Source organism: Paenibacillus baimaensis, assembly GCF_025567575.1.
On the sequence record NZ_JAOQIO010000034.1, the window covers coordinates 1 to 25,182 of the forward strand.

Annotated in this window: 22 protein-coding genes; 18 read left to right on the plus strand and 4 right to left on the minus strand. The window is 46.2% G+C overall.

Annotated elements, in window-relative coordinates; translation table 11 throughout:
* Positions 1–136: 136 nt before the first annotated feature.
* The gene (locus OB236_RS11095) at positions 137–856 is read left to right on the plus strand and encodes a LysM peptidoglycan-binding domain-containing protein (protein WP_262684057.1); all 720 of its coding nucleotides are present in this window, start codon (positions 137–139) and stop codon (positions 854–856) included.
* Positions 857–1,015: 159 nt separating this feature from the next.
* Here the strand turns inward: OB236_RS11095 and OB236_RS11100 are convergent, their stop codons facing one another.
* Together OB236_RS11100 and OB236_RS11105 are read right to left on the minus strand one after the other, a co-directional pair.
* Positions 1,016–2,032, minus strand: coding sequence for an anthranilate phosphoribosyltransferase (locus OB236_RS11100; RefSeq protein ID WP_262684058.1), 1,017 nt, complete (start codon positions 2,030–2,032; stop codon positions 1,016–1,018).
* Positions 2,029–2,655 (minus strand): ANTAR domain-containing response regulator, encoded by a 627-nt coding sequence (locus tag OB236_RS11105; protein WP_262684059.1) that lies wholly within the window; start codon positions 2,653–2,655, stop codon positions 2,029–2,031. Before OB236_RS11105 ends, OB236_RS11100 begins: the two co-directional genes overlap by 4 nt.
* A gap of 309 nt (positions 2,656–2,964) precedes the next feature.
* Between OB236_RS11105 and nirB the strand changes: the two genes are divergently transcribed.
* From nirB to OB236_RS11190, 17 genes are all read left to right on the plus strand, one after another.
* A complete protein-coding gene (nirB, locus tag OB236_RS11110; RefSeq protein ID WP_262684060.1) occupies positions 2,965–5,409 on the plus strand; it encodes a nitrite reductase large subunit NirB in 2,445 nt (814 codons plus the stop codon).
* A 34-nt stretch (positions 5,410–5,443) separates the two neighbouring features.
* A complete protein-coding gene (gene nirD, locus OB236_RS11115; RefSeq protein WP_076228844.1) occupies positions 5,444–5,755 on the plus strand; it encodes a nitrite reductase small subunit NirD in 312 nt (103 codons plus the stop codon).
* A 19-nt stretch (positions 5,756–5,774) separates the two neighbouring features.
* Positions 5,775–6,632 (plus strand): formate/nitrite transporter family protein, encoded by an 858-nt coding sequence (locus tag OB236_RS11120; RefSeq protein ID WP_262684061.1) that lies wholly within the window; start codon positions 5,775–5,777, stop codon positions 6,630–6,632.
* The gene (cobA, locus tag OB236_RS11125; RefSeq protein WP_262684241.1) at positions 6,632–7,396 is read left to right on the plus strand and encodes a uroporphyrinogen-III C-methyltransferase; all 765 of its coding nucleotides are present in this window, start codon (positions 6,632–6,634) and stop codon (positions 7,394–7,396) included. Before OB236_RS11120 ends, cobA begins: the two co-directional genes overlap by 1 nt.
* Positions 7,397–7,821: 425 nt before the next feature.
* On the plus strand, positions 7,822–9,864 hold the full coding sequence (locus tag OB236_RS11130) for a hypothetical protein (RefSeq protein WP_262684062.1): 2,043 nt from the start codon (positions 7,822–7,824) through the stop codon (positions 9,862–9,864).
* Between the two features lie 53 nt (positions 9,865–9,917).
* Complete coding sequence (locus OB236_RS11135; protein ID WP_076228848.1) at positions 9,918–10,439, plus strand: hypothetical protein; 522 nt, start codon at positions 9,918–9,920, stop codon at positions 10,437–10,439.
* 295 nt (positions 10,440–10,734) lie between these two features.
* The gene (locus OB236_RS11140; RefSeq protein ID WP_262684063.1) at positions 10,735–11,310 is read left to right on the plus strand and encodes a hypothetical protein; all 576 of its coding nucleotides are present in this window, start codon (positions 10,735–10,737) and stop codon (positions 11,308–11,310) included.
* 238 nt (positions 11,311–11,548) lie between these two features.
* Positions 11,549–13,015: a copper amine oxidase N-terminal domain-containing protein gene (locus OB236_RS11145; protein WP_262684064.1), complete on the plus strand. Its 1,467-nt coding sequence runs from the start codon at positions 11,549–11,551 to the stop codon at positions 13,013–13,015.
* Between the two features lie 135 nt (positions 13,016–13,150).
* Positions 13,151–14,743: a hypothetical protein gene (locus OB236_RS11150; RefSeq protein WP_262684065.1), complete on the plus strand. Its 1,593-nt coding sequence runs from the start codon at positions 13,151–13,153 to the stop codon at positions 14,741–14,743.
* A gap of 703 nt (positions 14,744–15,446) precedes the next feature.
* Complete coding sequence (locus OB236_RS11155) at positions 15,447–16,238, plus strand: polysaccharide deacetylase family protein (protein ID WP_262684066.1); 792 nt, start codon at positions 15,447–15,449, stop codon at positions 16,236–16,238.
* A gap of 146 nt (positions 16,239–16,384) precedes the next feature.
* Entirely contained in the window at positions 16,385–16,846 is a 462-nt protein-coding gene (locus OB236_RS11160) for a GNAT family N-acetyltransferase (protein ID WP_262684067.1), read from the plus strand.
* A 41-nt stretch (positions 16,847–16,887) separates the two neighbouring features.
* A complete protein-coding gene (locus tag OB236_RS11165) occupies positions 16,888–17,421 on the plus strand; it encodes a GNAT family N-acetyltransferase (protein WP_262684068.1) in 534 nt (177 codons plus the stop codon).
* Positions 17,422–17,541: 120 nt separating this feature from the next.
* The gene (locus OB236_RS11170; RefSeq protein ID WP_262684069.1) at positions 17,542–18,996 is read left to right on the plus strand and encodes a serine hydrolase domain-containing protein; all 1,455 of its coding nucleotides are present in this window, start codon (positions 17,542–17,544) and stop codon (positions 18,994–18,996) included.
* Positions 18,997–19,248: 252 nt separating this feature from the next.
* Entirely contained in the window at positions 19,249–20,412 is a 1,164-nt protein-coding gene (locus OB236_RS11175; RefSeq protein WP_262684070.1) for a Gfo/Idh/MocA family protein, read from the plus strand.
* A 165-nt stretch (positions 20,413–20,577) separates the two neighbouring features.
* Positions 20,578–21,426 (plus strand): sugar phosphate isomerase/epimerase family protein, encoded by an 849-nt coding sequence (locus OB236_RS11180; protein WP_262684071.1) that lies wholly within the window; start codon positions 20,578–20,580, stop codon positions 21,424–21,426.
* Positions 21,427–21,501: 75 nt separating this feature from the next.
* Entirely contained in the window at positions 21,502–22,362 is an 861-nt protein-coding gene (locus OB236_RS11185; RefSeq protein ID WP_262684072.1) for an AraC family transcriptional regulator, read from the plus strand.
* A gap of 37 nt (positions 22,363–22,399) precedes the next feature.
* Positions 22,400–23,428 (plus strand): C-terminal binding protein, encoded by a 1,029-nt coding sequence (locus OB236_RS11190; protein ID WP_262684073.1) that lies wholly within the window; start codon positions 22,400–22,402, stop codon positions 23,426–23,428.
* 169 nt (positions 23,429–23,597) lie between these two features.
* Here OB236_RS11190 and OB236_RS11195 read toward each other — a convergent pair whose 3' ends face one another.
* Positions 23,598–24,380: an NPCBM/NEW2 domain-containing protein gene (locus OB236_RS11195; protein ID WP_262684074.1), complete on the minus strand. Its 783-nt coding sequence runs from the start codon at positions 24,378–24,380 to the stop codon at positions 23,598–23,600.
* Between the two features lie 18 nt (positions 24,381–24,398).
* Positions 24,399–25,139 carry a copper amine oxidase N-terminal domain-containing protein gene (locus OB236_RS11200; RefSeq protein ID WP_262684075.1) on the minus strand — a complete coding sequence of 247 codons (741 nt, stop codon included), beginning with the start codon at positions 25,137–25,139 and terminating at the stop codon, positions 24,399–24,401.
* Between the last annotated feature and the right edge of the window lie 43 nt (positions 25,140–25,182).

Consider the following 25,182-nt stretch of genomic DNA (forward strand, 5'->3'; position numbering starts at 1 on the left):
ATTTTTTTCTCCCCTCGGGGAGAAGTCTTTTAAAAGAGTTTACACAAAAGATTTGACAGACCCAGCCCAGACAAATCACGCCACTATCTCATATGCTTTATTAGGTGAATGACTATTTTTAGGGAGGAACCATCACATGTACTATGCAACACCATGGACACCAGATCCGCATTTTCAATCCTATTTTCGTCCTCTAAATGATTATCCGGTATATCCAATTCGCTCAAACTATGGTCAAAGTAATTACAATCCTTATGCACAGCCTGTTGTGCCATTCTTGAGATATGAATCTGTTTCACCTCAAAAATCTGCATGTATCAGTAGTGCAGAAGTAGAATTAAACCAGGCTTTTCGAACGCTTTGGGAGCAACACGTTGCCTGGACGAGGATGCTTATTATAAGTATTGCAGAGAGTTTGTCAGATGAGGCACTGGTTACTAAACGTCTCCTTCGTAATCCTCCTGATATGGCCAATGTGTTTAAGCATTACTACGGGGAAGAGATAGCTACACGATTCAGCGGTTTATTTAGAGAGCATCTTGTATTGGCCGCACAACTTGTTAAAGCAGCCAAGGCTGGCAATAGCCGGGCAGCCGCGGAAGCGGAGAAAAACTGGTATGCCAATGCGGATGAAATAGCTGCTTTTCTTAACAGTATCAACCCCAATTGGCCAAAAGCAGACTTGAGGAATATGCTGCATGAACACTTACGTATGACCAAAGATCAAGCTGTTTTCAGGTTATCCAAAAAATATAAATCTGATATCGCGACCTACGATCAGATCGAGAAACAGGCACTTGAAATGGCAGATGCATTTACAAATGGAATTGTAAAGCAATTTCCTAATCATTTTTAATGATCTGCAAAAATAGAAACTAATTAGACTTCTACTTATTTTGGAGTCGTTACAATAAGATCGCTGGAATCGTCTAAGAGACTGTCATTTAAAACAACAGTCTCTTTATTATCTCTTTTTTAAAGAAGCGTGTGACAAGCGAGAATAAGACTCCGATATCTAGGAGAGCATGGCCTTCCACTTGGAGTAAACCTTCCAAGCTTCGCCTGATTCCAGGTGGGCTTTGCAGGTATAAAGGCCTTCTTCGACAGATTCAACCCTGTCAGCTAGATGAAGTCTGTATGCAGCGTTCAATAGTACCTGATGGGTGAATCCGATATGTGCGTCACCGTGAAGAACAGATTCAGTCACCCGAAGCTGCTCGGCAGCGTTCCAAGTTGTTTCGGGAAGGGGAGTATCCAGCCCCAGGTTCTCCGGATTGACGACATGAAGGGAAGCGTGCCCGTTCTCCACCATATAGGTGCGAGTCGGTCGATCGATGTACAGGTCCTCCGAGCCCTCGGTACCTTGGACGATAAGAGATTTGCGGTATTTCAATTGAGTCGTGAGCCGAGATAACCGATCGAATACAGTGTTGTGGTAAACGCCGAATACCAGGTAAGGGGAGCAGCTGTAATCGATCAATTTCTCAGCCGTATTCAATACAGTCCTCATTCCGAGCTGTTCCCTGATCGGGCGCAATTCTTTTAGTGGAGGGCACCATTCCTCTGCAGGGACATACAATACTCCAGTTTCTTTAGCGGCTGTAACTATTTCCGTGCGTGTTCGTTCACTTATGGTTATTCCTGCCTCCAGAAGAATGTCATGCAGTGTCACTCCCCATTTGGGGGGGAGTGAGGCGGTACCATGAAGCGTCACCGGTAACCCGGCTGCAGCGAGTAGAAACGAAACGGCAAATGTAGCGAAGAATGATTTATTACGTCCATCATAGGGTCCGGCGCAATCGATGCCTTCCTGGATCGGTTCGCGGTAAGCGGCTTCACGGCATATTTTCACAAAGGCTTCCAGTTCCTCCACGCTCTCCATCTTAATGCGCTCCGCCATGAAGAAGGCGCCTATCTGGGCTGGAGTTGCCCGAAGGTTGATGATTTGTTCCGCAGCTTCTAGAGATTCCTCATATGTCAAATCGCGGGCTCCGCGTTTGCCACGCCCGACTTCCTTCAAATATGTGATCATTTAGGCTTCACCCTGCTTTCTTTGCCCACTTGGAGCAATTGATAGACCTTCACGATGGACGTAGCGACGTCGACCAATCTCTTGCGTTCATTCATCGCTTGTTTACGAAGGATGTCATAGGCCTCCGATTCAGTGATAGATTTAATCTCACACAAAATACTCTTAGCCATATCGATCCATTTACGTTCCTCGATACGGCTGAGCAGCTGCTCTCGCTCGTTGTACCATTGTTGGCGTTCAACGAATTGCTTGGAACTGAAGTGAAGTGCCCAATGGATTTCATAGCCTTTCATGAAAGGGGTAAGCATTCCATCCAGCATCACGTCATCCTCGCAAGCTTCCAAGGACTGGGAGGCAGAACGTTCATCACACCACCAGATTAAAGGCAGACCCTTAAGCTGCATAAGAAAGGTGCTCCAAGGTTTAACTTCATCCATTGACAACTGCAATATGGCCGCATCCGCATCGATAATGAGCTGCTTAGCCTGTTCTTGGTCGCTGGTACAGGTAACGATATAACCATTGGAGCGTAGAATGCTTTCGGGGGAAAGCGAATCTGATACGGGGAAGAACTTCCCTTCTTGGGCCAATTTTTGGTTATGAATAACCAACACTGAACGCATGAATGATTCCCCATTTCATTGATTTCGATAGCCAAAACTCTGTTTGTTATATATCCTTACATAAATATATAACACAGATCCAATTATATTGTCTATTGCTTAGTTTTCAAAAAATTATGTTATGTATATTGACATCAAGATAAGTCCGTAGTATATTCGAATTAACCAATTAAATATTCGGGGGTACAATGGGGTATCCCTTTAAGCGGCAATGGAGCCTGCTATCGTCTTTCACGGATTATTTATCGTGGAACGAAGCGGGCTTTTGTGTTTATTTTTTATGGAATTTCGAGAGGAGAAGATGAATGTATGGAAGGAACTAACAAGAAGAAGTTGGTGCTGGTCGGGAACGGAATGGCGGGCGTTCGGGCGATAGAGCATCTGCTCAAGCTAGCTCCGGAAGCTTATGAAATCACGATTTTTGGAGCAGAGCCGCATCCTAATTATAACCGGATTATGCTGTCCTCGGTTCTTGCAGGTGGTGCTGACCTTCAGGAAATCGTTATTAATGATTGGGATTGGTACAAGGATAATAACATACAATTATTTGCCGGTCATCGAGTGACACAAATTGATTCGATTCATAAACGTGTCGTCTCCGATCAAGGCATAACGGTCTCCTATGACGTGTTGATCCTGGCAATGGGTTCGAATCCTTTCATGCTTCCGCTGCCGGGGGCTGACAAAGAGGGAGTTATTGCCTTTCGAGACATCAAGGACTGTGAGATCATGATGGATTCCTCTCGTAAATATAAAAAAGCAGTCGTTATCGGCGGAGGATTGTTGGGTCTTGAAGCGGCACGAGGCTTGCTGCATCTTGGAATGGATGTATCTGTTGTGCACATAAACCCTTATCTCATGGAAAGGCAGCTGGATGAAACAGCAGCGAAGATGCTGCAAGCGGAGCTGGAGCAGCAGGGAATGAAATTTCTACTGGCGAAAAACTCCGATTCGATTGTTGGAAGGAAAAGGGTTACGGCGCTCAGGTTTACGGATGGTAGCAAGATTGATGCTGACCTTGTCGTAATGGCGGTAGGTATCCGTCCGAATGTGGAACTGGCTAAATCTTCCGGCATTGAAATCAACCGTGGAATCGTCGTTAATGATTGGCTGGAAACGAGTATTCCGGGTATCTATGCTATCGGAGAATGCGCGGAACACCGTGGAATCGCGTATGGTCTCGTGGCACCGCTCTATGAGCAGGGTGCAGTGCTTGCCAAGAAATTGGGAGGAGTCGAGACTGTAGGTTATGCGGGCTCTGTGACCTCCACGAAACTGAAGGTTTCAGGTGTGGATGTATTCTCCGCAGGAAGATACGAGGAACCAGTAGGCTCGCGGTCTTTGCGTTACCAGGATGAGGTAGACGGTGTCTACAAGAAAATCGTACTCCAGAACGACAAGCTGATTGGGGCTGTACTGTTCGGAGATACCCATGACGGAGCAAAGCTCTTCTCCATGATCAAGAATGGAGAAATTGTAGCTGGACGCGAAAAAGAGCTGTTGCTTGGTGGTTCCATCGGCGGAGGTGCGGCCGCATCATCGGATAGCAGACTTAAAGATATGACAGAGGACGAGATCATCTGTGGGTGTAACGGTGTATCCAAAGGCACAATAGCAGATGCTGTCATTGCCAAAGGCTGCAGGAGCGTCGGTGAAATCAAATCGTGCACGAAGGCATCTGCCTCCTGCGGGGGTTGCAAGCCATTAGTAGAAGGCTTACTGAGGATGTACGCCGGTGATGAGGCTGGAGAACAGGTGAAGGAAGGGATTTGCGGCTGTACCTCACTGACAAGAGATGAGATTGTTGCTGAGATTAAACGGATGGAAATGATGACGATCAAGGAAGTCATGCATGTGCTCGATTGGCGGAATCCCGAAGGTTGCGCGAAGTGCCGCCCGTCACTTAACTATTACTTGGGCATGCTGTGGCCCGAAGCGTATGCAGATGAGAAAGAGTCGCGGTTTACGAATGAAAGATACCATGCAAATATTCAAAAGGACGGTACTTATTCGGTTGTTCCAAGAATATACGGTGGAGTCACATCTCCGTCAGAGTTGAAGAAAATCGCCGAGGTCGCAGAGAAATACGACGTTCCAATGGTAAAGTTCACAGGTGGACAGAGGCTGGATCTGCTGGGTGTGAAGAAAGAGGATCTTCCGAGAATGTGGGAAGAGCTGGATATGCCCTCAGGGCATGCATACGGTAAGACACTTCGCACCGTTAAGACGTGCGTCGGGTCCACGTTCTGCAGGTTCGGTACGCAGGATTCCATCGCCATGGGGATCAGGCTGGAGAAGGAGCTTGAACGGCTGAATACACCAGCGAAGGTTAAGCTTGCAGTTTCCGGATGCCCGAGGAACTGTGCGGAGGCCACGATCAAGGATTTTGGAGTTGTTGCCATCGATGGTGGCTGGGAGCTGCATGTCGGAGGTAACGGGGGGGTCCATGTCCGAGCGACGGAGCTGTTGTGCGTGGTCAAGACGGAGGATGAAGTTAGTGAATGGGCTGGTGCTTTCTTGCAATATTATCGGGAGAATGCGCAGTGGAACGAGCGTACCTCCAATTGGATCGAGCGAGTCGGACTGGAATCGGTCAAACGCGCGCTTGAGAAGCCAGAGGAACGAGCGGTGCTCAGCGAACGGATTAAGAAGGCACTCAGTATGACTACCGATCCTTGGAAACAGATCGTAAACGAAGATTCCCTACGCAAAAACTTTGAACCACTAAAGCAAGTACAACCCATAATAGACTAACACCAAGCAGACAAGGAAAGGTGGAGGAGATCGTATGTCTAAATATCTAATTGGCCAGTTGTCTGACATTGATCCAAAAGGCTCGCGCACGATAGTGGTACACAATCTGGAAATTGCATTGTTCCGTCTATCAGATGGTGAAATATTCGCAGTCGAAAACAAGTGTCCCCATAAAGGGGGGGCTTTATCTGAAGGGATGGTATGCGGAGGAAAGGTCCACTGTCCTCTGCACGACTGGAAGATTGATTTGCAAACAGGGAATGTACACGAACCTGATGATGGCTGCGTGAACACTTACGAAGTTGAGGTTGATCGAACCAATGGCTCCATATATGTAACTATTTAGACGAGGGAGGATGTCGGATATGGATTATATCAAACCTGGGCAAGTCATTAACCAAATGGTGGAGGTAGGGAAGACTAAAGCCGAGATGAGCGTCATGAACATGTTCATCCGCGGTGTATTGGCAGGGGCGATCTTGGCATGTGCCACGACGTTGGCATTCACTGCAACCCTGCAGACCAATCTCGGTATAGTGGGCGCACTCATATTTCCAGTCGGATTCGTCATCATCGTATTGTTGGGCTTGGAGCTTGTCACAGGGAGTTTTGCTTTTATTCCCTTATCCGTAATCAAGAAGCAGACAACGGTTGGTAAGATGCTGAAAAATTATACGTGGGTCATTGCAGGTCACTTGGTCGGATGTGCGATCTATGCTGCCTTATACGGTCTTACGGTGTCAAAGATGGGAACCGACTTGGCGAGTCCTCTTGCTCAATTGCTGGTCAAAACAGCTGAAGCGAAAACAATCGCCTACAAGGATATGGGAATGAACGGTATGATGCTTGTGTTCATCAAGGCCATCCTATGTAATTGGATGGTAACGCTTGGAGCGGTTATGGCGCAGACATCAAGCTCCACAGTAGGTAAGATTGTAGCAATGTGGCTGCCTATTCTCATTTTCTTCGGGCAGGGCTTCGAGCATGCAGTTGTTAATATGTTCGTCATCCCGGCTGGTATGATGCTCGGGGCGAAGGTCAGCATGGGAGATTGGTGGATATGGAATCAATTTCCCGTGCTCATTGGAAATTTTATAGGTGGAGCTTTGTTTACGGGACTTCTCTTGTACATGTCGCAGAAGGGCTACAAGACGTCATTAGGTAATACGATAGAGATGAATCAACCCCGACGGGATACAGCCGTTGCCGAGAAAATCGTATGATGACGGGTACTGTGCATATTGTTGGTGCCGGCCCTGGGGATCCTGAGTTAATTACTGTGAAAGCTTTGCGTCTTATTAAGGAAGCGGATGTTATCCTCTATGATCGCCTTGTTAACGAACAGTTGCTTGCTGAAGCCAAGCCGGAGGGTCAACTCGTTTACTGTGGCAAATCACCAGGGGCACATACGATGTCCCAAGAGCAAATTCATCGCAAGCTTGTTGAATATGCTATGCAGGGAAAAAATGTTGTTCGCCTGAAGGGGGGAGACCCCTTCATCTTCGGACGGGGTGGGGAGGAAGCGCTGGCCTTGGCTGAGCGTGGCATACCTTATGAAGTGGTACCGGGTATCACATCGGCATTGGGGGCGGCATCGGCAGCCGATATTCCCTTAACCCATCGGGGAATGAGTGCTTCTGTAGCCTTCGTAACCGGCAGTCGCTGCTCAAGCCCGGAAACGCGAATTCGTTGGGATTTACTCGCGCATAGCGTGGATACGTTGGTTATCTATATGGGTATCACCCAATTGGAACAGATTCGCACAGAATTGTTGATGCACGGTAAAGACGCGGATACGCCCACAGCAATAGTTGAGAACGGATCGACGGATCAGCAGAGAACGGTTACGGGGACGCTTGGGCTTATTCATAAACAAGCAGCGGCAATGAAGATCAAGAACCCTGCACTTATCATTATCGGAGCGTCCGTTAAGGTTCGAGAACGATTAAATCTGCTTGTGATGGACGCAATCCATCAAGTTGGATAGAAATGGAATACGGAAATTTCGGTTGACACACGTATTATGTAAAAAGACTGACAATATAAATCCATCAGAAAAACGATAAACATAGTTTGAAAACATCGCCCGAAAAAGGCGGTGTTTTTTTCATTGAATACAGCCAGTTTCATAGGTCGCATGGAAACGTTTATAAAATGTCCGTCATGAATATATGGTACATGGGCATTCCATAGGGGGCTGCTGCTAGCGAATTCGGACATCCGCGGCGGGGAACTTGTAAATCCCGATTTATTTGTGGAGGTGCCAGGTGTATGGACGCGTTACGGAATGCCAAGCAAGGACAAAACAGGCATGACAGCGGAACGTGAGGAAATTGGTTTCATGCGGCTCTAGACGATTACCACTTACTTCCTATAGAATTATAGCTATAATAGTGTAAAGGAGTTATATGAATGCAAGATGGATCAAGACCCCTTACTAGACGCAGAACCCCAGTAGGCTCCAATACACAGCAGGGGAACCAGGGTATCCCATCATCTCAAGCCTCGTTAGGTGTTTTTGGTATAACTTCTGCTACAAGCATTAATCAATTGCAGCGCTCTATAGGAAATCGGGCTGTCGGCAAAATGCTGGCAAATCAGATGATCCAACGCAATACATCCAGCTCGACGATTACACCTATCACAGACCCAAAGCTCCCAGCGATCTTGCCTAATTCAAAGGCAGTTGCTATGAAGTCATTAATGGGTGCACATATGCGTGATTACGAAAAGCAAACCGATCCTTCAACTTACAACGAGAAATTTAATGTATCCGAAGATAAGCCGATAGGTTCTAAAATTTCCTTTCGCGGCGAATTTGAAGTTTATGAAGTAACCGATGAAACAGGTTTATGGAAATTGGCGAAATTCGAGGGTAAGCACGGTTTTGTACGCATTAACAAGGTTGGTCCTATTCGCGGACTTTCAGGTGCGAGGGACAAACTGGCGGAGACAAGGGCACAGCAGGCACTGAATCCACCTCAGAATGTTCCTGCACCCGAGGACGATCGCAATGCCATCGATGATGGTCTGGAAAATGCCGGACAAACTACAGAACTGTTAGGGACAGGTCAAGGCGGTGTAAAAGAATCTTATGATATGCGTGTCGATGCTTTAGATGGTGTAGAAGGGCAGGAAGCTGCAAAGGAGAGCTTAGAGCTGGAAAGTGCCAAGGTCGGCATGGCGACTGCTCCTGGAGAGACGCTGCTCGCCGGGATTAACGGAATCGTAGCGATGAAGAAAATCATTGACACGGCCAGGGATACCGACATGTCGAAGACTGAGAAAGGCTTCAATATTACGGAAGCTGTAATAGATTCAGGCAAATCCTTGCAAAAGGGCGTAGAGAGCACCTCAGGCTTTGCAGATAATATTGGCAAGCTTTCTGGAAGCACTGTCAAGGGCGCTGAAGCGGTTAGCGACTGGTCGGGTTCTGTTGGTGAAGCGATATCTGCCATCAAGAGCTCGTTTAGTGTAGTCAGAAATATTTATGATATCTTCAGCAAAACGTTTAGCAGTGAGGGCATTAGCGCGGATGAGGTGATTACCGCCAGTCTGGATGTACTTAGCAATGGCCTTCAAGCTGCCCAGTCAGCAGTCAAGACCGTCAAAGCGATCCTCGATATCATCAAAGTTGGGGCAGCAGGACTTGCACAGGCGATTCCGGGCTTGGGAATTGCGATCAGTGGCATTATGATCACAATCAAGGTATACAAGATGATTAAATCATCAATTGCAACTTATCGAATGACCAAAGCCAAGCGAGAATTTAAGGACAAATATAGCAGTAAAGAATATATTGGAGCTCAGCAATATACGTTATTTGGCAGGAATCTTTGGAAGTCCTTTAATCCTGGAACAGATTCTGGCAAGCTGCAGACCCGTAAGCAGGAATTAATAGCAAAGGGAACGGCCGCCACCGAACCTGAGAAGATAGAGTTACAAGATATTCAGGAATACGAGGTTGCCAAAGAAATTAAATATATCAACCAGAAGCGATTGGCAAGAGCAGGTTTGCAAATAGGGTTGGAAATGACCAATATTGCTGGGGATATTGCTACTTTGAGTGGGGTCGGATCCCAGGTTGGAGTGCCTCTCAAAGCAGTGGCTGCTGGCGCTGGCATTACCATGAGCTTAGGGCGCAAAGCCAAGCAGATTGGTAGGGACCGTGCTGCCAAGCCTGGGGCATGGAAGCTTACCAAAATGGTGTTTAATGAAGGAAAGTCCTCCACACTCAAGCATCAAAAAAGAGTCGAACAAACTAATCTCATTCTGGAGATGATTACTAATCTTCCTGAGTATAAGCCAAGCGACGCTGACATCAAAAAGCAATATAAACGCGTAGAGAATTTCATTTCAGGATGCGGTGTGAATCCTCTTGAATTGTACAGGCTTAATGGAAATATAGACAAACAGCGCGCGTTGCTGATCAAAAGCATGAAGAGCCGTGAGTAAGTACATAAGTTGTGAATATATTAATTATATGCTTAGAAGCAGGGGGACATAAAGTGAATGCGAATAAACAGGCAAGAGATTTGGCTGAGCTTGGCTTTTTACAGCAATATTTCAAGGAAGCTGGACTTGGGTCCGATATCATCGAACCTTCTGAGACAATACCCATTGGAACCCTGCTAGTTCCTTTAACCAAGGACAGCCAGCAGCGAGATCGCTATTTAATCTTCAACTTCGTACCTTCCTTGGCTCATGAGGGTATCGAACATATTCGACTCCTGCAAATGTACACCCAAATTCCAGTAAGCTGGGAGAATAAGAGCCTTGAAAAGCTAGAGAAGCTGCTGCTAGCGATCAACAGCCATTTGGCAATTGGCCACTACAGTATTCGCGGGAACCAAGAACTCTATTACCGGTATGTGTGGTGCACACCGAGCAGCCATTTGGTGCCTAAAGAACAAATATTGGAGATCACCGATTTGTTCATTATGATGCTGGACACATTCGGTGGAATGATCGATAGTGTCGTATCCGGACAAGCAGAGCTATCCGCTGTGCTAGCTTTTCTCGAACAATAAGCATAATAGTCAAAAGATATCTGTTCGACCATGACATTACGATCCGCTTCAAAAAAAGGGAATGCAACCGGTTTTGTCAAGGCATTATACTGAAAAAAGAGCATGCTAAAGAACCTTCCTTTTGAGCATTGGAAGGTTTTTCATTTGGATAAGAACTATGGTATCTAAGCCTTCACCTCCGGACAAGATTACCATTGATTAAAATTCCATATTGTACCAATTGAGTTGGTATGCTACAATTTTCTGGTGTTATTTTGCTAAGATATTAAAAAGAGGTAATAGGGAAGGTGTGTCAATGTCTAATTTTAATCCTCAATTAACACGGTACAGCTCGGAAGAGATTACGGAAGGATCCTATGATAGACCCGCCGGCGTTAGTATATTTGCTGTGTTGTTCATGTTGGGCGGCGCGGTGAGTTTTATCGTGAACTTATTTATTCCGGGACTGATAGCGGGAGTCGAGGCGTTCTCCCCTTTCTTTAAAGCACTTCTTGTTGCTACGTTATATTTTCTCAGCGTGATCAGTATTGCGGCGGGAATCGGCACTTGGAAAGGCAAAAAGTGGGGATGGTGGCTCGCTTTGTTTTATTTTGCCTACACTATCCTTGGTGGATTGAACCAGCTGATTTCTTATCCAGGTCTTGCTGAAGCTTACGGTACAGTAAAGGGAGGGGGAGCTTCCGTTTATGCAAAAGCGATTGTCAAAATTGTGCTCAATGGACTTGTCCTTGCTTACTATTTCAGGGAAAGCGTAGTCAGTTATTTTCATGTGGAATCCGTGGCGAAGCTTAAAGCTCTTGGCATCGTATTTGGCATCGGCATAGTCATCTTCGCTGTCTGCACTCTAACACAGTTGGTTGCAGTCGGGTGACCAAGTAACGTATTGCGTTTTATAGAAGCAAAAAATAGATGGAACTAATTGGATATTATACTAAACGAGGTTATCTCCATATTCTATTCCGATCGAATCATGTAATCATTGATCCCGCAATAGTTCCTTTCAACTGTCGATACCTTGCTACCCGTGGCTAACAGGAAGGCATTTATACCAGCATAAAAAATATGTAGATTGAAACGATTACGATCCATAAGGAGATTCCAACTTACCCATGAAGATGATAGTAACGACTTTGAAGTTGGCGATTGCGTTAACTATAGCTTCTGCTGGATTTCCAGCACAGCAAGCCATCGCAGATAAACAGACAGATAACCATTCACAGCTGATACCTACCGTCGAAGCCATTACCATACAAGTAAACGGGAATACTCTCGCGCTTGAGCAGAAACCTATCATCATAAACGGCACTATGCTCGTTCCACTCCGGCAGATGTTCGAGACGCTTGGAGCGGAGGTCCAATGGGACGGCAATACCTCGATTATAACTGCGAGGAAAGTTCAGAATGTAATCACCCTGACAATCGGATCCAAAACAGCTACCCGCAACAGCAAGCAGATAACACTTGATGTACCACCTGTTATTACTAACGGCAATACCATGGTGCCCCTTCGTTTTATAGCAGAATCTCTTGGATCAAATGTAGAGTGGGTAGAGGACACGGGAACAGTTCGGATATTGACACAACCTAAGGACAACAAAACGCCAGTTTCGTCCCTTCCCTTTACCAATACTATCATCACCGGCACCTTCTTGTATCCCTGGTCTAATCCATTAAACTCAGGCATAGCCAAAGTGAGGAAAGAAGATGGCAATCGCTATCATTTAAACGTTTCCGTTGTACACGGCTTTAGCCACAATATGGGCGAGATCGACACCGACTTCACTTTCGACGGTACTGCAATTGTGTTCTCCGATCCAGAATACAGCCAGGTTTCGATGACATTTACTGAAAATTCCATTACCATCGATTACCACGGCGAAGCCTTCGGAGGATTTAATGCTGAACCTAAGGGAACATTTTATCTACAAAACTCCGGCAACGAAGATGCCTCATTTCTAAAAAAGTTATATACGCTATTACAAATACCCGAATCTTATCAGCATGGTTTCACTGATGTATTCACCTATCATTTAAGCAAGACGAAAGAAGCATTGCTCATTCAGTCCTATAGCAGTCTCAACCGTTCTATGGTAATCAGTAGAAGCTTGGTCACCTACGATACGTCCACGCAACAGATTGAATCTCAGGGCGAGATTACGAGTTACAATAAAAGCGATCTCAGCAAAAAGCTTAAAGCCCTGTCCGCCAGTGAGGAATTGATTTATGAGCTCTTGAATAGAGAATATACGAATCGTTTTACCGAAATTCAAATGCAAAAATTCGATAACGGTGACCGGACAATAGGTGATCCTGACTTGTTTCAACTGACGGATGCTGAAGCCTTTTTCGTCGTTACCGGAGCAGAGGAGACAACTTCTATCACCGAAAATTCACGGAATCAGGATAACATCGGATCCATATTTAAGACGGAGGTTGATCACTCTGATGCCAAAAGTGTCACAATCCATATTTATGAGCTCGTCCGTATGAATCAGATTGACGAACATTTCGTGACTAGCGACTGGCTTGAAGTAGACCGCACAAACGGTAGAGTGAAGAGCATATTGTTCGAATAAACGATGAATTCGTTTGTTATTACGCCAAACTATCCGGTTCAATTGAGCTCGCGATCGATTAAACAACTCGAAAATTGGTATTACCGTAAGCAGGCACAACGGGCATAATGCGAATCCGAAAGGAGAACGAAACGGTTGAAAAAAATCAGTTTGTCAACCGCCGTATTAGGGATTTGTGTGTTCCTAGCATCAGGCAGCACGCCGTTCGTCCGGGCAATAGAGATCGGAGATGTGACCGGACAGGTCCTATCAACAGATATTCGTGCGTATGTCAACGGCGCCGTGATTCCATCGCTAAATGTGAACGGCTACACGGCGGTAGCGGCAGAGGATCTTCGGGAATACGGTTTTGATGTGGCTTGGGTGCCTCAGGAAAGGAATATTGTTATTCGTTACAGTGGGAAGAAGGAGGTCCATCCTCTACCCATCCAGAAAACAACCCGGCCGTCAGGCACAAAGTTGGCCGATGTCCTGAATACGGATATAACAGCTTATTACGGTGATCATCAGATTCCTTCCATTAATATCGGCGGAAGAACGGTAATCAAGCTGAACGATCTGTCCGCTTTCGGGAGTATCTTGTGGTCAGAGAAGGAGCGAGAAATCACCTTCACTCCCAGCGCTGACGATGCCGGATGGTTCACCGCTAATCCGCTAGTAGTGCGGGAAAGAGGCATTGTTAAGGTGGACGATATTATGATCGGAGACCCGCAGATCACGTGGAACGGGGAGGCAGTCGGCCAGACGATCGATGATTTGCCTATGCTGGATGTATCATGGATTGCTGGCATGCTGAGCTATAAGACGAAAGAAATGGAAGACGGCAGTCTGCTGGTTGAAAACGGGGCCAACGGGTTTATCCTAAGGGAAGGCGACAATCATGCGGACTTGATTTGGTTTGGGACGACGGTAGGGAAGGTGGAGGTTTGGAAAGAACCGCTCAAGCGAGACGGCAAATGGCTGCTTCGGGAGCCGGAGCTTAAGGACTTGTTCGGGTATGAGTCGGTGTGGAGCCCGGAGACGCATATGGAGAACATCACGTACCGGAAGTTAATAGTAGAGGACCATGGGCTCAAGCAGCTTGTCGATAATTACAATTATATTGTCCGCGTGGACGAGTTTTTGCAAGGAACATCGGATCTTCCCTTCATTGATCTTGAAAAGGAGACTGACGGGCAGATGGCTCACGCACCGGTTGTCGCAGGCGGTATGGCTGATGCTGTCGAGGGCGGACCTAAGTATAGACAGGATACGTCAATCAAACTGGAGCTCGGAACGAACCGTATGCAGCTTCGATTGACCCAGGGCAAGCGCATTTTATTGGACACGCCGTATGTTGTGGAGCTTCCGCTGAGGGAGCTGGCGGCAATCCTGGACCAGAACACGTCTTTCAGCTCCGGAGACTCCACTCGTCTTTTGAATGTGACGCCGGAAAAGTCGTATCAGGAAACCTCCAGCTCGGACATGACCTTCTCGGGAACGGTGGACAGGACCAATGGTACCGGCTTGACCTTTAGAATGGAACGTCAGGAGGGAGACGGATACGTGCAGGAGGGAGACCCGGTATCGGCGCCGTTTGAAGGCGATCGCTTTACTGCAAAGGTAATGCTGCCGGATCAACTTGGGATGTATCGGCTGACGGCATTCAGCTGGGTTACCAATCCGAAAGGCTCCTTTCAGATGCCGGTAGCCTATTGGTATATTCAGAAGACCGATCATGCAAAGTAAGCAGGGGGGTAGTGCAAGGCATTCCCAAAGAAAGAAATGGTATATTTGAATAAGATGAACATTAAAGAATTTACGCATGAGGACGTTATTTTAAGGGTGGAAGTCGCTGGTTCGGATTCAGCATGTGAATGAAAGAGCAAGGGCTCAATAATCCTAACGAAAAGGCAGCCGATTAAAACCGGCTGCTTTTTCCCTGCTAACGTGCAGGATAGTGGAGGACATAGCCGCGCAATGCTGGTGACGAAAAATAAAAACAATGTCTTTGACCTTTTCAAGATGCTCCTTGGGATAATGTCGAAGTGACTGATGATACGCTGGCCATGTTTACGGCTAACGGTACTGAGAGTTGGCAAAGGCATATGTAGGAAAATAATAGATAAGATTAGGACACTTAAGTATTTTCTTTATTGAGAGCAACTTAGTGCTAATTTGGGAGTCTTATTAGCAGGCTGTACGAATAAAGATGAGATTCTAAGCTCAATCTTTGATTTCATAGCAATCATACCGACTTAGAGCCTTCTCTTTTAAATTTGGTACTCTTCTTTTTTGTTATTAAGCAGCAAAGCATCATCATATAAAGTAATGTAAATCAGATACTCAGGTGGGATATAGAATGAAATTGTATTGCGCAACGTTTTCCGCTAGATTAGGAGCAGTTTGTCTCACGATCCCGCTCCTCCTGTCAGGATGTCAAGCACCGTTTTTGGACTCAACAGGAGTAAAAGCCAACATTAATGTTCAAGTAAACGATCAATCGGTTACAACAGCAGTACCAACATTGGAGGTTAAACCTCCGCCAGAGGTGGATATACCCCATCTTCCCCCTGATAAGATTGTTGACAACCAGTTAAGCCCAGAGATCGGGAAGCCGAAGGAAGAAGCGAATGTTCCCGATTTATCAAAACCACAAAATATCTCAACTCTGAAACCGATTTATACGGTTGATAAGGGCGGGGTAGCGATCACAATTGATGATGGACCTACACGGTATACTAAGGAGCTTTTAAAAGTTCTCCGTGAAAATGATGCCAAGGTAACCTTTTTCTTTCTAGGACAAAACGCGGCTTCTTACCCCCAATCAGTGACCGAGGCCGTATATGACGGTAATGAAATAGGCTATCATTCTAATTCTCACCCCAAAATGACGAACATGACGTACAATGAACAAAAAAGTGAATACGAACTTGGTTTAAAAAGGCTTCAGAAATTGGTTGCCAAGCCAATTAGACTTTTTCGCCCGCCGTATGGGGCGTATAATAACGATACAAAGCTCGTTACAGAAGAGTATAAAATGAAAATGATACTCTGGAATGAGGATCCGCAGGATTGGTCGACAACTAATTCTGCTGAAGTCGTCAAGCATGTGTTGGCCCAGGTACAATCCGGGGGAATTATTGTGATGCACGATCATCCCTCAACGATTGCTGCTTTGCCTGACATCATCAAGGGAATTAAGTCCAAGGGGATGAAGCTGGTAACGATTCCTTCAGACTAGCACAGGATAGAACCATCAATAACGATTATGCTGGAGTGCATGCCTTTTTATTTATCAAGATAACTTGGAGCCAATGAACTAGCTTATTTGTGCATGTTATCTGAGCCGCATATCAGGATAACTATTATTTTTAAGGAGTGAAGAGAGTGGGAGAACTAACTTTACAATTTTCAGAACCGAACAATGAAGATTTACTTGCTTTGATTGCTAAACTTGATGAATATTTATACTCCTTATACCCTTCCGAAGAAGTGTTTGTTGTTAATTTGGACGGGCCCAAGGTAAGCGATGTTGTATTTGTCATTGCATATTTGGAGGATGTTTCTGTCGGTTGCGGAGCTTATCGCCCGTTGGACGAACGGACCTGTGAGCTAAAACGAATATTTGTTGACCCTTCATACAGGAATAAAGGTATTGCATCACGTATCGTATCATTTTTAGAACAGGAAGCAGCGCATGCTGGATTTACTTCCCTACTACTCGAAACCGGGCCCATGCAGCCCGAATCAATTGAGCTATATAAGAAATTGGGGTTTGTTGAAATCGAACGTTTCGGAGAATATGTGGATTGCCCTAGCAGTATCTGCATGGGGAAGAAGCTGTCCTGATCTACATCTCAACGACGAATAAATATAGGAGAAGATATCATATGGACTACCCGCAAAGTTATTGGTACGAAGGTTTGGATATACGTAAACTCGGTCACGATGAGGTTGTGAAAATTCACGAGTTGATGTTAGATGTTGTATCGAGGCTTCCCCACAAATCCTTGTTCGTCACTGATGACGAAGATTATTTTCATGATCTTCTAGAACAGCACGGGGAAATTTATGGGGCATATGACAAAGGAAAGTTAGTTGCTTATTCGGTACTTGCATACCCCGGAACGGGGGAGAAAAATTTAGGACGAGAATTCGGAGTACCGGATGAAGAGCTTTCTCGAGTCTGGGCGCTCGACTCAACTATCGTACACGAATCTGTCCGTGGTCGTGGGTTACATCGATATTTCAACGATTTGCGTGAAAAGCGTGCTAAAATATTGGGCGGTCAGTACCTGTATTCAACGGTCCATCCCGACAACGAAGCAAGTCTCCGTAATTTGGAGGCTGCACAACTTAGTTTTCAATTCACGCGACTCATGTACGGGGGATTTCAAAGGCATTGTTATGCAAAACAGCTTTAATAACTCGAATAGACATCGTCACAGCCGACTAACACGCAAAAGGAATTTGAAGAAAAGGAAGGAATTCCCTCCCGAGTTGCGAATTACAATAGTAATCCCAACCCAAAGGAGTGTTTTTTCATGTCTCAATCAAATCTTATACCGCGATGCCATCCTGAAACAGTCGGTATTTCATCATCTGCGGTGACTGCCTTTTTGGGGGCAGCGGATATCGGCGATCACGGCCTACACAGCTTTATGCTGATGCGCCACGGCAAGGTTGCGGCAGAAGCCTGGTGGTCGCCTTACGGTCCCGACCTGCAGCATATGATGTATTCCTTAAGCAAAAGCTTCACCTCGACGGCTGTAGGGCTGTCCGTATCGGAAGGGCTGCTTTCGGTCGATGATTATGTTGTTTCTTTTTTTTCGGAGAAAAACCGGATTGACGATGCCAACCTGAGCAAAATGCGTGTAAGGCACCTGCTTTCCATGTCGACTGGACATGAGAAGGATACGACCGGTTCACTGCGCGAACAGAAGGACGGGGATTGGGTGCAGGCGTTTCTGGAGCTGCCAGTCGAGCGAGAGCCGGGCACTCATTTCCTCTACAACAGCGGCGCCAGCTACATGCTATCTGCCATTGTGCAGAAGCTTACAGGCCAAACGGTGCACGAGTATTTGCAGCCGCGTCTGTTCGAGCCCCTCGGCATATCCGGCACGACTTGGGAAACCTGCCCACGCGGCATGAGCGCAGGCGGCTGGGGATTGACCCTGAAAACCGAGGACATTATCCGGTTCGGCCAGCTGTATTTGCAAAAAGGGCTGTGGAACGGCAAGCAGATATTACCCGAAGCCTGGGTCGACGAAGCGACGTGCTTCCAGGTGTCCAACGCGGGCACCAGTCAAAATATCGATTGGCAGCAAGGCTACGGCTATCAATTTTGGCGGTGTCGACATGACGCATACAGGGGCGATGGAGCATTCGGCCAGTTTTGCGTAGTGCTGCCCGAGCAAAATGCTGTAGTCGCCATGACCTCAGGTACGAGAAACATGCAGAATGTCCTTAATCTCGTCTGGGAGCATCTGCTGCCGTCGATGGTGGACGGTTCACTGCCTGCCGATGAGCAGGCACAGGCAGCCTTGGCTAATAAAGCCAGTGCTATTGCGTATTCTCCACTAAGCTCCGATATCCAGTCGCCTTTGGCGGAGCAGATATCGGGCAGCCGTTACGGATTTCCTGAGAACGAACGCAACATTCAGGCCGCGGCATTTGATTTTAACGCGGATGAATGCGTTATCACGCTGTGGAACGAACAGGGTCAAACGAAGGTTCGTTGTGGGCTTGGCCATTGGGTGAAAATGGAAACGAATCCATCCCGTCAACCGTCTCGGATGGTAGCCAGCGGAAAGTGGCAAAGCGATGATACGTTCGTGATGAACTGGAGATATGTGGAAACCCCGTACTCCGATACGTTGACCTGTAAGTTTGAGAGCGGCAAGCTTACGGTGCTGATCGACCCGTACGTCAAATTTGGCATGACGACGGAACCTATCGTTTTGGAAAGCAATAAAATGGACAGACAATTGGAAATCTGATTAACAGTGCCTTTTTAGACAATTTTCGAGCCTCTTTAGGGGGCTTGGAGGTTGTCTTTTTTTATACTGTATAAATTGTTAAAGCACTTTCAGTAAAATCGATTCCTCGTCGAGTTGAAAAAGATACATATAACAATGAGAGTTAAATGATTCCCCCTTTTTTAGCAATCATAGTGAAGAGCTCAAGCTATTAACCATGTTACGATAGCTACGGGATATCGAAAATGAGCAGCATGAAAGGGAGTTTGACGTATGAGTAAAGTGCGAATCGGCTTGGTAGGTATAGGAAGCATGGGAACAGCACATGCTCAATATTTAATTGCAAATGAAGTAGAAGGTGCTGAACTCACTGCCGTTTGCGAGCAAAGTGAAGAGCGTTTGCAAATGTTTGCAGAGGAGTTCGGGAGCTCTGTAGCTTGCTATAATAGCTATGAAGCGATGCTTGACTCTGGATTGGTGGATGGTGTGCTGATCGCGACACCTCATTATTTTCACCCGGAACAAGCGATAAAGGCACTGAACAAAAATCTGCACGTCTTGATTGAGAAGCCGGGGGGCGTCTACACGAAGCAGGTTCGTGAGATGAATGAGGCCGCAGCCAAAGCCGGGAAAGTGTTCAGTATCATGTTCAACCAACGGACAAACCCATTGTACTGCAAGCTGAAAGAGCTGATCTCATCTGGAGAGCTCGGTGAAGTACGTCGAATGAATTGGATTATTACGGACTGGTATCGCTCCCAAAGCTACTATGATTCAAGCGGATGGCGGGCGACATGGGCCAATGAAGGCGGCGGCGTACTGATTAATCAAGCTGCGCATCAGCTTGATTTGTGGCAATGGGCTACAGGTTTGATGCCGACGCGTATCCGGGCATTCTGCTCGTTTGGCAAGCATCGAAACATCGAAGTCGAGAATGAAGTGACGGCATACGCAGAGTATGAGAACGGTGCAACTGGGGTGTTCGTGACATCCGTTTGTGAGTCTCCGGGGACTAACCGCTTCGAGGTTACGGGCGACCGCGGTAAAATCGTTATCGAAGACGGAAAGATGACTTTCAGTCGTCTGCGTGTCCTCGAATCAGAGTTCAACAGTACTTTCAAGGGCGGGTTTGGACAGCCGGAGTGCTGGAAATTCGAAGTACCTGTAGTAGGTAAAAACCCTCAACATAAGGGCATCACGCAAAATTGGGTGGATGCGATTAACAAAGGAACACCGTTGATTGCTTCAGGGGAAGAGGGCATCAAGGGGCTAATGCTATCGAACGCGATGTTGCTTTCTACATGGACGGATAACTGGGTCGATCTGCCAATTGATGAGGACCTATTCTATAAAAAATTGCAGGAGAACATTCGCAACTCCCGATCGACCAAAAATCCGTTGGAAAGCCGTACTCTAAATGTAAGTGGAACTCATTAAGGAGGTCGGGACAGCGCTAGTGATCATTTATTTGGATTGCTTGAACCGGACGGAGAATGCGATGACATAAGAGCACGCCTTCAAAGCCGCCGAGCTTTGCCTAATCGCCCTGAGAGATGCGGTTATTGTATCGAATCATAATTCTTATACTGGAGGGAATAACTAATGAAATTATCCGTATTTACTGTAGCTACACCGGATTTAACTTCGGAGCAATTGTTGTCAACCGCGAAAGCAGCAGGCTTTGAGGGTGTTGAATGGCGTTATAAGAGCGTATCGGAGGAGCTGAAATCCGCGCCCCTATCGTTCTGGGGGAACCACTTATGCTCCATTCCTGAGTATGGTAGTGAAGCGGATTGGAATTTTTATAAGGATGCGTCGGAAGCTCAAGGTTTACAGATATTGAGCGTTACACCTTATATAACGGCCGGTGATCTGGAAGAAACCGAGCGTGTGCTTAAAGTGGCCAAATATCTGGGTGCCCGTTTCATCCGCTTGGGGGTTCCACGCTATGACAGAACAAAACATTTCAATGAGTTGTTTGAGTTAGAGCGAACTTATATCCGTGAGGCTGAGGCATTATGCAAGCAGTACGGCGTGAAGGGGCTGGTCGAGACGCATCATGTAACGATAGCAGCCAGCGCTAGCGCAACTTATCGTATAATTGAAGGTAGAGATCCGAACGCAATCGGCGTTCTGTTCGATCCGTGCAATATGGTCTACGAAGGATTTGAAAATTATCGGATGGGACTGGAACTGCTCGGACCTTATGTAGCCCATGTGCACATGAAAAACGCTTCTTGGGCACAAACAGGTACGAACGATGACGGAAGTGCGGTTTGGTCCGCTGGCTGGGCGTCGTTGAAGCAGGGAATCGTACCTTGGAAGCAAGTCATTGATGATTTGAAGGCGACAGGTTATGACGGCTGGATCGGTTTCGAGGATTTTAGCAAAGAAGAACCTACTGAACAGAAGCTGCACCAGTTTGTGCAATATGTGAGATCTCTGTTATAGGTTAGCTAGTCGAACCGCTTCGTAGTATGATAAGGGAAATAACCACCTTTAGTGTGATGAGACGGAGTAGGTCCTATGTGTGCAGCTACACTTCATCTTAACTCTATATTCGATTTTTCGTATCGACAAAACCAGCCGTATAATCAATCTGCGTTTCATTCACATCCGAATTATGAGGTCTACTACTTTCATAGTGGGAAATGCAATTTCCTGATCGGAGATCGCATTTATGTACTTGCACCCGGCGATTTGATCCTTATGAACGGGATGACGCTGCATTGTCCGAAGATCGACCCTAATGTCGAGTATGTCCGATCTACGATTCACTTTGAACCGAAACGACTACAGCCACTGCTTGGCACGCAGACGGAATTACCGATTCTACAGCCATTTCAAGAAATGGGAAATCATTTGCTTCGTTTGAGTGAGAAGGCAAGGACGGAAGTTGAACGAATTCTTGAGCACATGCACGACCAGAATACCAGGCACGATGTAGTCGGTTCTTTCCGAGCCAGACTCGCGTTTGTCGATCTGCTGACGCTAATTTACGAGCTGTGCCTGCATCCGCTTGAGCATGTTAACGCCCAGTCTACGGCGAAGGAAAAGACTGTGCAGCAGGTGATCACGTTCCTGGAAACGCATTATAATGAAGATGTAACCCTGGATCAGGTTCAGAAGCATTTGCATGTTAGTAAATTTTACTTGTCCAGAATGTTTAAGGAAGTAACCGGCGTGACGATGTTCGAGTTTGTATACCGAAGACGTATTAATCAAGCCCGTATCGAATTTGTACTCGACCCAAGCGTATCGGTCACGGATGTATGCTTTCGGGTCGGCTTCAAGCACTTAGCGCATTTCAGCCGAGTATTTAAGGAACTTGTGGGTGTCACTCCGGTTCAATATAAGAAATCACTGACGGCAACTACGGTACAATAATAGCCGATCATTATAATGATTAGGAGGCTTCGGGATCATGCGGCAATGGAAAGTAGTAGTAACCGACTGGGAATACCCGGATCTACGCTTCGAGGAAGCGGTGTTTCAAGCTTATGGCAATATCGAGCTGGTAACTGCACAATGCCAGACGGAGGAAGAGGTAATCGAGGTTTGCCGTGATGCGGATGCGATGATCAATCAGTATGCCCCGATTAGCCGTAAAGTACTCGAACAGCTCGAGAATTGCAAAGTGATCACGCGCTACGGTGTAGGTGTCGATACGATTGACTTGGAGGCGGCAAGGGAAAAGGGCATTTGCGTGGCCAACGTTCCTGATTACTGTGTAGACGAGGTTTCAGATCATGCATTAGCTTTGTTATTATCTTGGACCCGTAAAGTGACACTGGCGAATCATTCTATCAAAAATGGCATTTGGGATTTCAAGGTGACACAGCCTATATACCGTCTGCGTGGCCAAACAATCGGTTTGATCGGCTTCGGCAAAATTCCGCAGTCGCTAGCTGAGAAGGTAAAGCCGCTTGGGCTGCGCGTCATCGTAGCAGATCCTTTCTTCACCCAGGAAGCCGCTGTGGAAAAAGGGGTAGAGCTTGTTTCTCTTAGAACGCTGTGTAAGGAGGCGGACTATATTTCGGTTCATGCCCCTTTGACTGCGGCTACACGTGGAATGATCGGTGAAGAGCAATTCTCACTTATGAAAAAGGAAGCTATCCTGATAAATACATCACGGGGGCCGATCGTCAACGAACAAGCGTTGATTGCGGCATTGGAGAAAGGAATCATTGCAGGAGCTGCTCTGGATGTGGTTGAATCAGAACCGATAGACTCCAACAATCCATTGCTTAAGATGGATCAAGTTATTGTAACACCACATGTCGCCTGGTACTCCGAGCAATCGGCTGCCGAATTGCGTTCCAAGGCTGCCATGGGAGTCGTCGACGTATTAGTACACGGAGAGTATCCTAAATATTTGGTCAATGCCAAGGTCAAAGACCGCGTTCAGCTCAAACTGCCCAATGCCGAAGACCGATACGCCAAACTTGTCTAAAATTTAAAAAGCTGCAGCGGCACAGAACGAATTGATTATTATCTTTGGCGCAAGATAGGAAGAAGGACCCTTTCGATAAGTGAACTCTGAACTGTAACCCGAAAGTTAGACACTTTAGAAAAAGTGCCGGTCTTTCGGGTAACAGTTCAGTGGTATCTGCTCCCTGTTTTTATTTAGAAACAAGTGCATTACCGAAGTCTATGGTAGCTTCGTTGCCTTTCCCTTTTTCCATTGTAAACACGAGCTTAAGTTTCTCAACTTGTGTAATGGGTACTGTAATATCTTGCGCATCTTGCTCATCTTTCACTTGAAAAGCAGCCAAGAGCTTATTGTCTCCAAAAACTTGAAGGATACCGACTTCTCCATCTTGATACTTACTTATGCGTTTGTGCATTCCGACAAATCCGCTTAATTTGTTATAAGCACCTTGTAAATTGAATTCAATAGATGCTTCTGTAGGCGTTTGTTTGTCCCACGCACGAATGGTACTGCTTATCCCATGAATAGCTGTTCTTGTGCCTACGCGAATAGATTCCCCAATGATCGATTGATTCAAATAGATATACGGCCCATTGCGATCGCTTGACTTCTGTGTGAAATCAAAATCGGCTAAGATATCAGGTCCATTCTGCGCTGTGTCCCTATAGGGAACGGTTGGATCAATGGCATCTGCTTTTCTCTTAAGCTCAACGGTTTGCTCTTGCTCAAGCCAACCTACTTCCAAACCAACGGCTTCAGCCACTGCACGTACGGGCAAATAGGTAGAACCGTCAACAATTAGAGGGCTCAGCACTTGGCCATCGGCACTCTTCGGTGTCCATGGTGCTGCATTTAAAGTAAATCGAATATCGTTGTTTAAATATCCTTTAATTTCTTCCAAGCTTGACTGTGCTGCAACAGCTGTACCAACACCTACAAATAGGAGGCATGTACAAATTAATATTTTTTTCACTGAATGTTCCCCCTAATGTTATCGATAAAGTTTGGCATCGAGCAGATTGATTTTTTGTGGCGAGTGCGCACCATTGCTAAAGGATACATAAAGCTTTTCTACATTTGTAACATCTATAAACACAGTGCGCGGTTTATCTCCCGGTTTAATCCTATACTGGTTTAGCGTACCCCGCACACTTGATATAACAACTGTACTATGGCTGCTATCTGCAGCCGAACTGTCGTCAACACCGACAATCGCTTCTAATTTCCGGTATTGCCCGCCTAAATCAATCTCCGTATTTTTCAACCAATTTTGCCTATCGGGAGCGTACGTTGTGTAAGGACTTAGTGTGAATTGAAGGCCGGATGAATAGGTTTTATTAAACATCGTGATAGGCGATTGAACAATTTTCATTGCAGTCGAAAGGTCTGAGTCCCGGAAGGGACTAATTTTACGATTGGATAGCAATTCAAATTCTCTAATCGTTTCTTTCTTAGACATTACAATCGTGTTGGTCGCGTCATTCCAATCGACTTTCAATCCTGTAGCCTCTGCAACGGAACGAAGCGGCAAATACGTGCTGCCCTCATAGGTGATCGCAACCTGTTTGATTCCATCGGCATCATAAGGCGTCCACGCTTCCCTTTTTAACATAAATTTGACCCCATTGTTCAAATAAGCAGAGACCTCTTTAATGTTCGCTGAGGCATAGACGACTGTCGAAAAACTGAAAACAAGTAACCCTGAAAGTGCTAAAGTCGTCGATTTTCTCATAATTCCTCCTGATTTTGTAAAATATATTATTATTTTAGCAGGG